This window comes from Prevotella sp. HUN102 (genome assembly GCF_000688375.1).
Taxonomy (GTDB): Bacteria; Bacteroidota; Bacteroidia; order Bacteroidales; family Bacteroidaceae; genus Prevotella.
Genome location: NZ_JIAF01000004.1, coordinates 1910758 through 1925183, shown reverse-complemented (window position 1 = coordinate 1925183; position 14426 = coordinate 1910758). Strand labels below are relative to the sequence as shown.

General features: G+C 47.0%; 10 protein-coding genes. 4 read left to right on the top strand and 6 right to left on the bottom strand.

What is annotated here, in order from left to right; translation table 11 throughout:
- Window positions 1-71: 71 nt before the first annotated feature.
- The gene (gene gap / locus P150_RS0113545; protein ID WP_028898156.1) at window positions 72-1091 is read right to left on the bottom strand and encodes a type I glyceraldehyde-3-phosphate dehydrogenase; all 1020 of its coding nucleotides are present in this window, start codon (window positions 1089-1091) and stop codon (window positions 72-74) included.
- 241 nt (window positions 1092-1332) lie between these two features.
- Here gap and mscL point away from each other — a divergent pair, with 241 nt between their 5' ends.
- Together mscL and P150_RS16585 are read left to right on the top strand one after the other, a co-directional pair.
- Window positions 1333-1713, top strand: a complete 381-nt coding sequence (mscL, locus tag P150_RS0113540; RefSeq protein WP_028898155.1) for a large-conductance mechanosensitive channel protein MscL — start codon at window positions 1333-1335, stop codon at window positions 1711-1713.
- Window positions 1714-2504: 791 nt separating this feature from the next.
- Entirely contained in the window at window positions 2505-3362 is an 858-nt protein-coding gene (locus P150_RS16585) for a BspA family leucine-rich repeat surface protein (protein WP_051617644.1), read from the top strand.
- A 171-nt stretch (window positions 3363-3533) separates the two neighbouring features.
- Here the strand turns inward: P150_RS16585 and guaA are convergent, their stop codons facing one another.
- From guaA to P150_RS18215, 5 genes are all read right to left on the bottom strand, one after another.
- A complete protein-coding gene (gene guaA / locus P150_RS0113525; RefSeq protein WP_028898153.1) occupies window positions 3534-5078 on the bottom strand; it encodes a glutamine-hydrolyzing GMP synthase in 1545 nt (514 codons plus the stop codon).
- Between the two features lie 183 nt (window positions 5079-5261).
- A complete protein-coding gene (locus P150_RS0113520; RefSeq protein ID WP_028898152.1) occupies window positions 5262-6062 on the bottom strand; it encodes a nucleotidyltransferase family protein in 801 nt (266 codons plus the stop codon).
- Window positions 6063-6162: 100 nt separating this feature from the next.
- Window positions 6163-7860 (bottom strand): alpha/beta hydrolase-fold protein, encoded by a 1698-nt coding sequence (locus tag P150_RS0113515; RefSeq protein WP_028898151.1) that lies wholly within the window; start codon window positions 7858-7860, stop codon window positions 6163-6165.
- Window positions 7861-7965: 105 nt separating this feature from the next.
- Complete coding sequence (locus P150_RS0113510; RefSeq protein ID WP_028898150.1) at window positions 7966-9510, bottom strand: RNase adapter RapZ; 1545 nt, start codon at window positions 9508-9510, stop codon at window positions 7966-7968.
- Between the two features lie 39 nt (window positions 9511-9549).
- On the bottom strand, window positions 9550-9945 hold the full coding sequence (locus P150_RS18215; protein ID WP_369793326.1) for a hypothetical protein: 396 nt from the start codon (window positions 9943-9945) through the stop codon (window positions 9550-9552).
- A 405-nt stretch (window positions 9946-10350) separates the two neighbouring features.
- Between P150_RS18215 and P150_RS0113490 the strand changes: the two genes are divergently transcribed.
- Both P150_RS0113490 and P150_RS16580 read left to right on the top strand, forming a co-directional pair.
- Entirely contained in the window at window positions 10351-10788 is a 438-nt protein-coding gene (locus P150_RS0113490; RefSeq protein ID WP_028898148.1) for an HU family DNA-binding protein, read from the top strand.
- A 97-nt stretch (window positions 10789-10885) separates the two neighbouring features.
- Window positions 10886-14425: an Ig-like domain-containing protein gene (locus P150_RS16580; RefSeq protein ID WP_051617643.1), complete on the top strand. Its 3540-nt coding sequence runs from the start codon at window positions 10886-10888 to the stop codon at window positions 14423-14425.
- Window position 14426 lies beyond the last annotated feature (1 nt).

Genomic DNA, 14426 nt, shown 5'->3' with positions numbered 1-14426 from the left:
GCAAAAATAATAAAAAAAAGCCATTCGGCATCATACCGAATGGCTTTTAATATGTTTTATGCTAAAATTGATTAGCCATTAACCTTTGCCATGTGCTTGATCAACTCAACAACCTTGTTAGAGTAACCGATTTCGTTGTCGTACCAAGATACAACCTTAACGAATGTATCTGTCAGAGCGATACCAGCCTTAGCGTCGAAGATTGATGTGCGAGCGTCGCCGAGGAAGTCAGAAGAAACTACTGCGTCTTCTGTGTAACCGAGCACACCTGCCATTTCGCCTTCAGATGCTTCCTTCATAGCAGCGCAGATTTCGTCGTACTTAGCAGGCTTAGCCAAGTTTACAGTGAGGTCTACAACAGAAACGTCCAAAGTAGGAACGCGCATAGACATACCTGTCAGTTTGCCGTTCAATTCAGGAATAACCTTGCCTACTGCCTTAGCTGCACCAGTAGAAGAAGGGATAATGTTGCCGGAAGCAGCACGACCACCACGCCAGTCTTTCAAAGACGGACCATCAACAGTCTTCTGTGTAGCTGTTGTAGAGTGTACAGTTGTCATCAAACCGTCCAAGATACCGAACTTATCGTTCAAGACCTTAGCGATAGGAGCCAAGCAGTTGGTTGTGCAAGAAGCGTTAGATACGAACTGTGTACCCTTTTCGTACTTGTCGAAATTAACGCCACAAACGAACATTGGAGTGTCGTCCTTAGAAGGAGCAGACATTACAACGTACTTAGCACCTGCATCGATGTGTCCCTGAGACTTTTCCTTTGAAAGGAAGAGACCAGTAGATTCTACTACATACTCAGCACCGATTGCATCCCACTTCAAGTCAGCCGGGTTACGCTCAGCAGTTACACGAATTTCGTTACCATTAACGATGAGAATAGACTTCTCTACGTCGAAATCGATTGTACCATTGAACTGACCGTGCATTGTGTCATACTTCAGCATATAAGCGAGGTAATCTACCGGGCAGAGGTCGTTGATACCTACTACCTGTACTTCCTTTGCGTTTGCGCCTTCGAGACTTGCGCGGAATACGAAACGACCGATACGGCCAAATCCGTTAATACCAATTTTAATCATTTGATTTTTACTTTTTATAAAGTGAATAATATAAATCCTAAATCTCTATGAAAGAATCAATTTTCTTACCTTTTCACGTGCAAAGTTACAAAATTATTCTTAAATTTGCAACCGAATTGAGTATTAAACAATATTAAATGAAGGTCAGGTTTGCCGTATTGCAAAGTCAAGTTTGCAATAAATTGAGAAAGACAAATGCTCATAGTGCAGACGGCAGTCATTTGATTAAAAAATTAAGTTTATGGGATTTCTTAAAGAATTCAAAGAATTTGCCGTGCGTGGCAATGTTATGGACATGGCTGTCGGTGTGATCATCGGTGGTGCATTTGGTAAGATTGTAACCTCACTTGTTGATGATATCATTATGCCACTCGTAGGTATGGCAACAGGTGGAATAGATTTCAAGGAACTGTCTGCAACGATTGGTGATGCCAAGATTGCTTACGGACTGTTTATCCAGAACGTAATCGACTTCCTCATCATCGCATTCTGTATCTTCCTGATGATTAAAGGGATGAACAGCCTGTCTAAAAAGAAGGAAGAAGAGCCTGCTGCTCCGGCAGAACCAAGCAACGAAGAAAAACTCCTTGGCGAAATTCGCGACTTGTTGAAGAACAAGTAATTCCTCAATTCCTGCTCGTTCGGGAATTAGATAAGCAATATAGTGATGGCGCATCGTTTTGATGCGCCATTATTATTTGTAGCAACCGCCCTGATTATTAATGTCGATAGTGTTGTGGATATGTTTTATTAGCGCAATCTTTCAGCGGCTACGAATATTGTCGTATAACTGTAATCGATAACGAATGTAAGTACTTGAAAATCAATAGGTAATTTACCTATTTCCATTCTTGCGAAGAATGCGTTCCAATCTTCGCAAAAATGGAATGCAAATGTGCGAAGATTGCACGGCATTCTTCGGTCAATTAAAAACGCATCTTCAATTACGCAAAATGACAGCTTTATAATCTGAATTCAATACAGGGCTGAACTCATAGAAATAAGACAACAGGAGGACAGGTTTGTTCGTAAAATCGAGATAGATTTAAGGTCTGAAAATCGTAAAAATCAATGAGAGGGGGGACGAAGATGGCAATATTTTTTATCCATCCCTTTGTTATATTCGGAAAAATAATTAATATTGCAGCCGATTTAATAAACCCATCGAACCTGACCACGTTGAAACAAACAGCGAAATGCAGTATTACGTGCTTGTGCGCACAGAGAAAAAGTGCGGTAAGGAATTGTTGTGTATGCTTGTTGCTTGAGGTTTTCACCCATTCAGTGCGATAGGGTAAATTTATGTAAACCATTAAAAAAGATGAGAAAAAAGACATTAATCACATTCGTCCTCGCTATGACTGTGGCGATGTTCGCCTTGCCTCACAACTGAAGGCACAGGAAGCTTATGTAGTGAAAAGTAAAGACGGAAAGACTGTCACGTTCCGTTATGACAAGGACAAGGCGAAGCAGAAAGCAGCGGGTACCGTGTATGAAATCAACGCTACACATAGTGATAAATACGATACTTATCCAACTTGGACAGGGACTTATGAGAAGGAGAATACTACAACTACTGAGGTGGTATTTGACAAGCAATTCAAGAATTATCAGCCTACAAGCACCAAGTATTGGTTCTTCAGTCTTACGGAAATGACGCAGATTAAAGGGTTGGAAAATCTCAATACCTCTAAAGTTACCAATATGAGCAATATGTTCAACTATTGCAAGAAACTGAAATCTATCGACGTTTCAAAGCTGAATACGGACAACGTTACAGATATGAGTGGTATGTTCCTCTATTGTTCGAGCGTGTCTGTCTTTAATTTCTCGAAGTTCAACACGGAGAAAGTTACCGATATGAACAGTATGTTCCTTTACTGTGCTGGATTGGTTACGCTTGACATTGCCAACTTCAATACTGCGAAAGTAATGAATATGGAAAGTATGTTTAGAGGTTGCGACAGAATCACTACTATTATCTGCAACGACAAATGGACGTGTGGCAAATCCAAGGAGATGTTCTTGGGATGCACGAACCTCAAAGGCAAAGTTGGCTATGATAGGCTCAAGGTTGATGTAGCGATGGCGAGTCCTGAAGGCTACTTCACAAAGAAAAGTGCAACAGGTATTTCAGCAACAACAGCATCTATGGACGCTACCATTAAGGCTGTCTATTCCACCGATGGTAAACTTCAGACAGAATTGCAGCGTGGATTGAACATCGTTCGTATGTCTGACGGAACTACGCGCAAGGTAATTAAAAAGTAACTGGCGACAGATTTCTGCTGTACTGCGCATATTCTATGTTCTTGATTTAAAGGCAGCACGAAGAAATACTATTTGAAAGCTATCTGATCGTCAGTAGTAAAAATCTATACAACAAAAAGGCTCAACGCATTTGCGTTGAGCCTTTTTGTTGTTTCGGCATATAGGTGTTTCTTATTCCCATTCGATTGTTGATGGTGGTTTTGAGGATATATCGTAGCAAACACGATTTACGCCCTTCACCTTATTAATGATTTCGTTTGAAACCTTTGCCATAAAGTCGTAGGGGAGGTGTGCCCAGTCGGCCGTCATAGCGTCGGTACTGGTTACGGCACGGAGTGCAACGGGATGTTCATAGGTGCGTTCGTCGCCCATAACGCCTACGCTGCGGATTGATGAGAGCAGCACTGCGCCAGCCTGCCAAATCTTGTCGTAGAGATGTTCGCCGTCTTCGCAGATGTAGTTGTGCATATTCTCAATGTAGATGTCGTCGGCATCCTGAAGAATGCGCACTTTCTCACGGGTAATATCGCCCAAAATGCGAACAGCAAGACCGGGACCGGGGAACGGATGACGTTTGATGAGGCGTTCGGGCATACCGAGTTCGTAACCCACACGGCGAACTTCGTCCTTGAAAAGCCACTGGAGCGGTTCGCAAAGCTGAAGGTGCATTTCCTTTGGAAGCCCACCAACGTTGTGATGGCTCTTGATAACCATACCCGTAATACTCAGACTTTCGATGCGGTCGGGATAGATTGTGCCTTGAGCCAACCATTTTGCATCGGTTATTTTCTTAGCTTCGGCATTGAATACTTCCACAAAGTCGCGACCGATAATCTTGCGCTTCTGCTCTGGATCGGTTACGCCTTCCAAATCCTTGAAGAATTTTTCGGATGCGTCAACGCCGATTACGTTCAGCCCCAATCCTTCGTAAGCCTCCAAAACCTTGGTAAACTCGTTCTTGCGGAGCATACCGTGGTCTACGAAGATACAGGTAAGGTTCTTACCGATGGCACGGTTCAGGAGCGTTGCACATACCGATGAGTCCACACCGCCCGAAAGACCGAGGATAACACGGTCGTTGCCGAGCTGTTCTTTCAGTTGCTGAACGGTTGTTTCCACATAGGAAGCCGCGCTCCATTCCTGTTTGCTGCCACAAATGTCTACAACAAAGTTCCTCAAGAGCGTCTTGCCCTGCAATGAGTGGAAAACTTCCGGATGGAATTGTACTGCCCACAGGGGATTCTTTATGGATGCGTAAGATGCAAACTTCACGTCAGCCGTGGAAGCAATAATCTTGCAGTCTTCCGGAATGGCAGTAATCGTGTCGCCGTGGCTCATCCACACTTGGGAATCTTTGTCGAATCCCTTGAACAAAGGATTTTCAAAGTCTATTGTTGTGAGGTTTGCACGACCATACTCACGTGTTCCAGTCTGCTCTACCTTGCCTCCATTAGAGTGTGAAATGAACTGAGCACCGTAGCAGATACCCAATACCGGCACCTTTCCAATAAACTCACTCAAATCAACCTTGAATGCTTCAGGGTCGTGAACCGAATAGGGGGAACCCGAGAGGATGACTCCAATGACGGACGGATCGTCCTTTGGAAACTTGTTGTATGGAAGAATCTCACAAAATGTATCCATTTCACGCACTCGACGACCGATCAGCTGCGTGGTTTGTGAGCCAAAATCCAAGATGATAATCTTTTGCATAATTGTTTATGATTTAGCTTTTAAGCCTTGAAGTCCGTACAAATCCTTTCGCGAAAGCGAGGAGGATGTAATAACCGGTACGGCTTAGCAGGTTTTTGTTTTAAACTTTATGTAGCCTGTCGGGTTGTTTTGCCCTACGGCTCAGCTGTTTCTGTATTGTTTTCGAGGAACTTCTTCTTGCTGCCGTCAGTCTTTTGAACTTTGGGAAATCAGAAAATCCTCTGCATCTTTCAAGGTGTCTATCTTGCCGACATCCATAAGTTGCAGGTCGTTTTTAGCATATCCCTTGAATTGCAGTTCCTTGGCATACTTCAGATAGAAATCCATTATCGGGAATTTCTTCGGGCATTCGTCCATTTTCTTGAATACGGATGGATTCAGAATGTGAATGCCAGAGAACGCAAAGAGCCGATAGCCGTGCTGTCGATTCGTTGCGCTTTCGCCGTAGGGCTGCGTGAAAGTGAGACGTTTCACTTCTTCAAATGGAGATTTTACCTCTCCATTCTCCACGTTCATCCATCCCACGAGATGCATCTCATCGTTAAAGATAAGGTAACGCTTCGTCTTTCTCGCACTCACAAGCAGCAGCGCATCTATCGGTTCGGCATTCTCTCTCGCAACGGCACGTGCATAGAAATCCTTCAGGTTCACATTGCTGAGAATATCGACGTTGTGAATGAGAATGGGACGGCTCAAATCAAAAAGCGGAGAAGCCTTCCTGATACCGCCGCCGGTGTCGAGAAGCTCCTCCGATTCGTCTGAAATCGAAACATCTATTCCGAAGTTGTGCTTGTGCAGATAATCTACGATTTGGTTTGCAAAGTGATGTACGTTTACAACCGTGTGGTCGCAACCTGCATTTTTCAGTCTCTTTATGGTATGTTCTATCAGTGGCTGGCCGCCCACCTTTACCAACGCTTTCGGCATTGTGTCCGTAAGCGGTTTAAGGCGTGTGCCGAGTCCAGCTGCAAAAATCATTGATTGCATTATCTACTTTTTTAATGCGTGCAAATTTACTAATTAATTTTCAGACGGCAAAGATTGGAGCTTTTTAAAATATATTTAACCCCACAACTGTAATTCTATGTCATTTGCCCACAGATATTTTTATTTGATTTACCCAAATTCGTTCTCTGTCTTTATTGTTATCGAAATTTGCGAGCATAAACGATTCCTTATAGAGAACTTTATCATTAAAATGCTGCTTCCCATTTACATACACTTTAATCTTTTTATTCATATCTATCATTTCTGGTGATAGATTTATGCAGAACGATTGAATACAAGACGTTTCAATATGAAAGATGTTTTTATGATAGCTTGCTTTGATCTTACCTGATTTTCTTGGGAAATCGAATGCTTCTTTGTCTACGGTAATTGTTTCCAAACTGTCTTTCTCATTATATTTCAACCATTTGTTTATCTTGAAATTAGCAGAAAGTTTATGCCATTTCTGAGGTAATCTCAATGTGTCAAGACAGATGTCAGAAAGCCAATCTATATTTCCATACTTATTGTCGTCAAATTCCCATACGATATTAGAAGGGAACTTAGGACGTTTTTTCTGTTTAATATCTTCAAACAGGATTTTTACTGCTTCTTCCGACTTGTCGAATTCTGGGAACCAATGTGGGTAACCATTATATCTGTATTCCTTATAATTCAGTCCAGTTTCTTGCATTAACTTGGTAAAATCTTCATTCGCTTGAGGCGGATAATAATAATCTTGATCTGTCGTGAAACTTATGAAACTTCTATTTGTTAGATTTTCAATGAATGTCCCTCCCGTAAAAACTTTCGGATAAGTATTGAATCCATAAGCTGCTGCAAAGAAATTTGGTTGCTTCATCATATAGGAAAAAGAGCCGGTTGCTCCGTTTGAATGTCCTGTTATAAAAACTTTTGCATCGTCGATATTTATTGCTCGCTTAATAAGTTTCAGAATTTCAGGCACCATAAAGAAACCTTTGTCGGGAATCATCCAATTGTATTCTCGGTCTGCTTTCGGAAATACTAAGACAACACCATCTTTTTCGGCATATTTTGTATAGAATCTGTTCCAGTCTTTCAAATTCCATTCAGGCATTTGAAAGTCTGTGAGAGCATTGTTTCTTACTGCTCCGTGTAGGAAGAACAATAAAGGACATTTCTTTTCAGGGTTATAATTGGAAGGTAAATGAATGAGAAAAGAAGTTTTAGTGCTGTCGTTTATGGTAAAGACAATTGAATAATCTTGTTTGATTTTCGGTAAATAGGGATTAAATTGTTTTATTTTTTCATACAACTCTCTAAGGTTGCCATTCCTGTTTTCCGTGAAAGACGTGCTCTTTGTCTGATAAAACTCTTTTTCATCAATGGATAATGCTTGATAAAAAACAGCTTTTTCCTTTTCAGCCTGCGCTACAAGAGATTGCCAACGTAAGTCGGAAAGCAGATTCTTATATTCATTTTCAGGATATTTACCGACAATATAAGTCCAACACGGCGAACCATAATTATCCTTTTTGAGTTTAAGGAGGTTTTCCAGATACTTGAAAGCCTTGTCATTATAGTGTAATTCTGATGCCAACACAGAAGCCTTGTAAAGTCCTGAGCCCTCTATGCTGTCAGGATAAGTGACAAATGCTTCTTCAAGCATATCCAATGATTTCTTATAACCTGTCGTATCTTCGGATTGCCACATTGTCTGAAGTGCTTCCTGTACTCTTTCGGTATAGCCGTTTTGTCCCTTTAAGTTATTAAAAGTTATGAGAAAGCCTAATAAAATGAATATACGATGTTTCATAGATATAGTTTATTACTTGATTTCTATATGAATTAACAAGGAAAGAATCAGGAGATTAGCAGATAGGTTTGAACAGAATCATACTGTTTATTTGATTCCGTTCAACTATCTTTTCGCCTCCAGCACCTGTTCAATCCCCTGCTCCCGATGCGTGATATGCACCTCGACGCCATATTTCTCGTTCAGATGCTCAGCCAAGTGCTGCGCGCTGTAAACGGAACGATGCTGACCTCCGGTGCAGCCGAAACTGAACATCAGGTCGGTAAATCCTCGTTGCATATATCTTTCTACGTGATGGTCGGCCAAATTGTACACGGGCTTGAGAAATTCTATGATTTCACCGTCGTCTTCCAAAAATCGGATGACGGCTTCGTCAAGTCCTGTGATTTGCTTATAAGGTTCGTAGCGTCCGGGGTTGTGCGTACTTCGGCAGTCGAATACATATCCTCCGCCGTTGCCCGATGTATCTTCAGGGATGCCTTTCTTGAAGGAGAAACTGAATACACGCACTACCAACGGACCTTTGCCGTCATATTTCGAGAAAGTGGCAGGGCCGTCGAGTGGATTTGCCATGTAAATGTCCTTTTCTGCCACCTTGTATCCATCTGAACGATTGAGAGCCGGCTGCTCGATAAGTGCGAACTGCGGCAGTTCCGTCAGCCGTTTCAGCATATCCATCATATAGGGGTAGGGGAACACCTCTTCGCCCAACTGCAATATGTCCCTGATGTTCTGGATTGCAGGCGGAATGGAGTCGATGAAGTGCCTCTTCCGTTCAAAATAGCCGCGGAAGCCGTAAGCTCCGAGCACTTGCAGCAGACGGAAAAGGACGAAGAGCGAAAGTCGGTTCACGAAATGACGCTTTGACGGAACTTCGGTAAAATGCTTCAGGCTGTTGTAGTATTCAAACACCAGTTCGCGGCGCAGCTTGAACGAATACTTTGCGCTTGCCTGCCAGAGAAACGAGGCGAGGTCGTAATAGTAAGGCCCTTTGCGCCCCCCTTGAAAGTCAATGAACTGTGGGTTCAGGTCTTCGTCGAGCATAATGTTGCGCGCCTGAAAATCGCGGTAGAGGAAAGCCTCCATCGGTTCGGAAGTCAGGTCCTTGGCAAACATACGGAAGTTCGCCTCGAGCTTCAGTTCGTGGAAATCAAGCTCCGTTGCTTTCAGGAAACAGTACTTGAAGTAGTTCAGGTCGAACAGCACGCTCTCCTGATCGAACTCCGGCTGAGGATAGCAGTTGGCGTAGTCCAGTCCCCTCGCCCCCCTGAGCTGAATGTTCGGCAGTTCCCTCACGGCTTTGCGCAGCAGTTCCTGTTCGGCAAGGTTGTACCGTCCCCCTGCCTCCCTTCCCCCGCGTATGGCGTCGAAGAGCGAAGTGTTTCCGAGGTCGGTTTGCAGATAGCGTGTCTCGTCGTCAGCCACGGCGAGGATTTCCGGAACGGGCAGCTGCCGTTTCGTGAAATGCCTTGCAAGATAGATGAAGGCGTGGTTCTCGTCCCTGCTCGTGCCAATCACGCCCACGACGGTTCTTCCTCCGTCGTCGGTCAGCCGGAAATAGCTCCGGTTGCTGCCTGCCCCGGCAAGTTTCTCTATGTTCTGGGGAGCCTTGCCCGCCCACTTCCTGTATAATTCAATGAGTTTTTCCATTTGCGCATCAATTTTCTGCCATCAGGGGGATTGGGGAATCTATTTCTCCTCTTCCTCCCCCTCCTTCTCTTCCTTCTCCGTCAGACCTTTCAGAATCTCCTCTGCCTGCCTTTCGCCTTTCTTCTTCAGTTCATACTGACGGATAAGTCCGTCTGCAAGCAACAGCAGCACCATAATGCCTGCCGCAACCCACACGTTTCGCGTGAGATAATAGAGTCCTCCAATCACGATGAAGAACACCAAGAACATTTTCCAGTTTATTTTTAGCTTCATAGCGCAAAGGTAGCAAAAAGATAGGAGATACGCATCAAAAACACGAATAACTTGCTTGCCCTCTCTCCGTTCTGCCGTTCCTCCCCAATGAATGGGCAGACCTCCCTCTGCCGTCTCGCCTGTTGGACGACGCCTGCAACAAAACGCATTTATCTTCGGCATAAAACGCCTTTTTTAGACTTTTTTAGACCCGTTTTAGAGTTTTTAGACGTGCAATTATGCCCAAAACAAGCCATTTTCCTGATAAATCTTATAGCGGAAAAATGTATTTTCTTATTTTTGCGCCGTCAATCATCTTCGCCAAGGGAAAGATTGCGCTGAAGACAACGGCAGAAAAGCCCTCCGAGGAACGGCCGAAACGATTCCCAAGGAACGACTAAAGGGCTTCCTAAGGAACGACCGAAGCGATCCCTAAGGAACGACCGAAGCGATCCCTAAGGAACGACTAAAGGGCTTCCTAAGGAACGATGAAAGCGACTGTTGGAGAACGGAAAGAAAGCATCGGGAAAGCACCAAGGCGTGCTTCCCACCTTAATATATTATACACCTAATAAAAACTTTAAAGTTATGATTACGTACAAAGTTAAATCCGAAGTGATGCGAATCGGTGCAAAGAAAGGCAAGACGATGTATTATGCCGCACCCGTCGCACAGGACGAGATTACCTCCAAGCAGGTAGAAGACCGTATCATCAACCTCACCGCCCTCTCGCGTGCCGACGTGCGCTCGGCAATCACGGCACTCGCCGAAATCGTGCGCGAGGAAATGTTCAGCGGCCGCACCGTAGACCTCGCCGACCTCGGCTCCTTCAAGGTCATCTCCACGGCCAAGCGCGTGGAGAAAGAGGAAGACGTGAAAGCCGAGACACTCAAGACGCCGCGCATACAGTTCTTCCCCAAGCAGGAGATGCTTGCTCAGGCAAAGGGCGTGCAGCGCATCATCATCCACGAAGAGAAGGAAAAGGACGGCAACACGCCCAGCCAGCCCGAAGACGATAACCCTTAACTTACTAATTTTATCGTGTCTGGGGGGGCGTTCACTCGTGGGGCGTCCCCCCTCTTATCAACCCCAAATGGAAATACTATACTATCTTATCAATAAAATGAAACAACAGAACATCATCCAGAGGCTATGCCTCTTCCTCTTCGCCCTCGTGCTGACTGCGCCGGCGTGGGGCTACCTTGACACTTGGTATGCCAGCGACCGCGGCAAAAAAGAAGTAGAGGGAACCCGTACCTCCAGAGACGGCATCGTTACCGTATCGTGGAGCAATTGCAAGACAGGTCCGGCTTTGTTTGCCGGCAACCGTAACTGGGAAATGAAAGAAGGCTCTACCGTAACCATCACCTGCAAACCGGGCTACCGCGTGCGCGCTTTCTACATCGAGGAGCAGCTGGATAACGCTTCCTCGCTCACCTGCACCTCAAATAAAGCCTACAAGGGCGACGGCTCGAAGGGAATCGAGTGCTCCGATGCTACCGACAACAGCATCACGCTCTCCGCGAGCAAGCAAGTGGAGTTTGCGCGGTACAAGGTGCTTTACGTACAGGAAGCCCGCGTGAGATTCGATCAGGGACAGTACGACGTCTACATCTTAGACGACGACATAAGACCTTCGCTCCAAAACGGCAAACATCGTGGCCACGTCAGCTTCAGGAGCACCAATGATGGCGTGGCATCGGTAGACTACACTGGCAGGGTAAAATTCAATTCCCCCGGCAAGGCTACGATCATTGCCACCTATGCCGCCACAGCCATACATCCCAAGCAAGAGTGCAGTACGGTCATTAACGTGAAACGCTACCGGCCGATATTCACGCCCACGAACGACGACGATGTTTTCTTTACCAAAGGAAGGAGAAAGGGCGACGACTTCGCTTCCTTCTACGACTATGTGAAGATGACCACCGAAAGCGGCCACCCCTACAGCCACAAGAACCAAGGATGCAGCATCAGCAGCAGCAACAATGCTGTTCTGGAAGGATCGTCGAGCACCGGCAAGCTCACCTACGGCGGCACACCCGGCATTGCCACCATCACCATCAGCCAGACACAGAACGGCATATACGAGGCAGCCTCTCTCTCGAGGGAGTTCGCCGTCGTGCGCTCCGACGCCCAAGGCACGGTGCTCATCAAGGACTTCAACGAGTGGAAGCTCTTTGCCCATCTCGTAAACAACAAGCGTATGACCCGCCTCAACGCCCGCCTCGAAGCCGACATCACGCTTGAGGACTGGTCTGCGATGGTGGGAGCCAGGAATGAATATGCCGGGATATTCGACGGCAACGGGCATAGTCTCATCTTAAAATGGGATTTCGAAGACTCATTCGTAGTCCCATTTGGAACTGTGTCGGATGCCACCATCAAGAATCTGCATATAAAGGGAGAGATTACTGCAAGAGGGGGAACTGTTGCCGGATTGGTGAATGCTGTCCACGGCGCGTCTACGATTTCCAACTGCACCAGCAGCGTTGATATAACAGTTCCTGGGTCTGGCATAGTCCAGTCTTCAGGACTGATTTGGTCTGTTGGCAAATACGGACGCGCTACCATCACTGATTGCAAGGTGTCCGGCACGTTCAAGGCGACAAATAGCAACGCTAAAAAAGACTGGGTAGGTTTCGTCTTTAGCAACGAAGGCACCTGCACCATCAGCAACAGCCTGTACACCGGCAGCAACAATGCCGACGACTCGGGCCATACATTCGGAGAGAACGCCAAGCTCAGCAACTGCTACTACCTCAACGCCTGTGGCATGCCGCGAGGCACGCTCGTAACTGCCGAACAGCTCAGGAACGGCGAGGTGGCATATCTGCTTCAGAACAGGCGTGGGGATAAGATATGGGGGCAGACCCTCGGCTCCGACAGCGAGCCGCAGCTCACCTCCGATGCCGCGAAACGGGTGCATAAGGTGGACTTCGCCTACAACGGCAAGGCAAGGGCATCGCGCTATGCCACCTCGGGCAGGGGCTTCTTCGGAGCGTTGCCCACCATACAGGAAATCCTCGGCAGCGAATACGATGCCCGCCATTTCTATACGCTCGCCTTTGCCGACGACTTCTCTGCCTCCACCACCGTAAGCGGCGACCTCACGGTAAAGGCTACCATTACCGAAAAGGATGCCTACGAGATTGCCACGAAGGAAAACCGGAAGACATTCTGCGACCTCGTGGACAACGGCCAGACCCGCCTCAACGACAGGCTGACGGGGAACATCGACCTCGGCAGCAACCTCTGGATGCTCGGCTCGACTAACCATCGCTATGGCGGCACATTGGACGGACAGGGACATACGCTCTCCATCAACTGGAATACCGGCGATAAAAACAACGTTGCCCCTATCCAATGTGTGGAAAGTGCCACCGTCAAGAACCTGCACGTCAAGGGACAGATAACGTCGGCAGGAGCGTGGCTGGCTGGAATGATCCTCGATTTGTATGGCACAACCACCCTTTCCAACTGCGTCAGCGAAGTGGACATCACGAGCAGCTATGACAAGGGCTATTGCGCTGCGTCGGGTATGGTGCAATGCGTACGCGGCCCTGCCAGTGCCACGATGAGCGACTGCATCGTAAAAGGCAGGATTACTGCCACCACGGAAAAAGGCAGGCGAAAGGTGGCAGGATTCGTGTGCGATCAGGCAGGCAAATGCACCCTGAACAACTGTCTCTACCTCGGCAGCGGCAATGGGCATACGTGGTCGAAGACCTTTGCCGAGAACACCACTTTCAACGGCTGCTACTATCTCAACGCCTGTGGCGCGCAGCAGGGCATACGGGTAACGGAGAAGCAGCTCAAGAACGGCTACGTGGCGAAGTGCCTCCAAGCCGACCGTACCGACAAGTGCTACTGGGCGCAGCCGTTGGGCGAGATGCCGGAGCTTTATCAGCCCGGGAAGCAGACGAACTATGTGTATTGGAACAAAGACGGGCAGACGTGGTATTGCCATTCCTTCGAGGCAAATGGCTACCTGCCCGTGGGACTGGACTTCTATGCCGCCGATGCCACGCTGAAGCGCAGCCTCGCTGCCGGGAAGCCTTCCACCGTAACGCTGCCTTTCGACTGGCACAGAGAGGGAAAGGCATACGCCCTCGCCGCCGTGAACGAGGAAGCCAGCACGGCCCGCTTCAAGGAAGTAGCCCTTGCGTCGGGCGAACATTACGAGGCCTACAAGCCTTATCTCTTCGTGCCGAAGTCTGATGCCCACGAACTCCGGATGAGCGACATCACCGTAAAGGCAGAACCCGAAAGACCTTTCAAGGCAGACCCGGAAAAGTTCCTCAAAGTGGCAAGTGATTACGTGAAATGGTGTGCCACCTATGCAGGTATGAGCAATGCCGAGGCAGTAGCTGCCAATGCCTATATATTGCAGAGCGACGGCAAGTTCCACAAGGTAACGGAAACGAACGCCAACGTAGTGATTCCGCCTTACCGTGCCTATTTTTCCATTATGCGGGAAATGGTGGAGAGCAAGCCCTTCTCATTGGAGTTCGACGACGAGACCACAACCGGCATCAGCACCATCGAGACCACCGACGGCACCGGCACCGTGCGCTACTACGACCTCAACGGACGCTACATAGGCACCTCGCTCGAAGGTCAGCCAAGGGCATCTACATCGGCAACGGAAAGAAAGTGTTGAA

Excerpts from the sequence above, each read along its gene's own strand:
- gap (WP_028898156.1), bottom strand. The coding sequence starts at position 1,091 with ATGATTAAAATTGGTATTAACGGATTTGGCCGTATCGGTCGTTTCGTA.
- mscL (WP_028898155.1), top strand. The coding sequence starts at position 1,333 with ATGGGATTTCTTAAAGAATTCAAAGAATTTGCCGTGCGTGGCAATGTT.
- P150_RS0113520 (WP_028898152.1), bottom strand. The coding sequence starts at position 6,062 with ATGCAATCAATGATTTTTGCAGCTGGACTCGGCACACGCCTTAAACCG.
- P150_RS0113515 (WP_028898151.1), bottom strand. The coding sequence starts at position 7,860 with ATGAAACATCGTATATTCATTTTATTAGGCTTTCTCATAACTTTTAAT.
- P150_RS0113510 (WP_028898150.1), bottom strand. The coding sequence starts at position 9,510 with ATGGAAAAACTCATTGAATTATACAGGAAGTGGGCGGGCAAGGCTCCC.
- P150_RS18215 (WP_369793326.1), bottom strand. The coding sequence starts at position 9,945 with ATGCCGAAGATAAATGCGTTTTGTTGCAGGCGTCGTCCAACAGGCGAG.
- P150_RS0113490 (WP_028898148.1), top strand. The coding sequence starts at position 10,351 with ATGATTACGTACAAAGTTAAATCCGAAGTGATGCGAATCGGTGCAAAG.
- P150_RS16580 (WP_051617643.1), top strand. The coding sequence starts at position 10,886 with ATGAAACAACAGAACATCATCCAGAGGCTATGCCTCTTCCTCTTCGCC.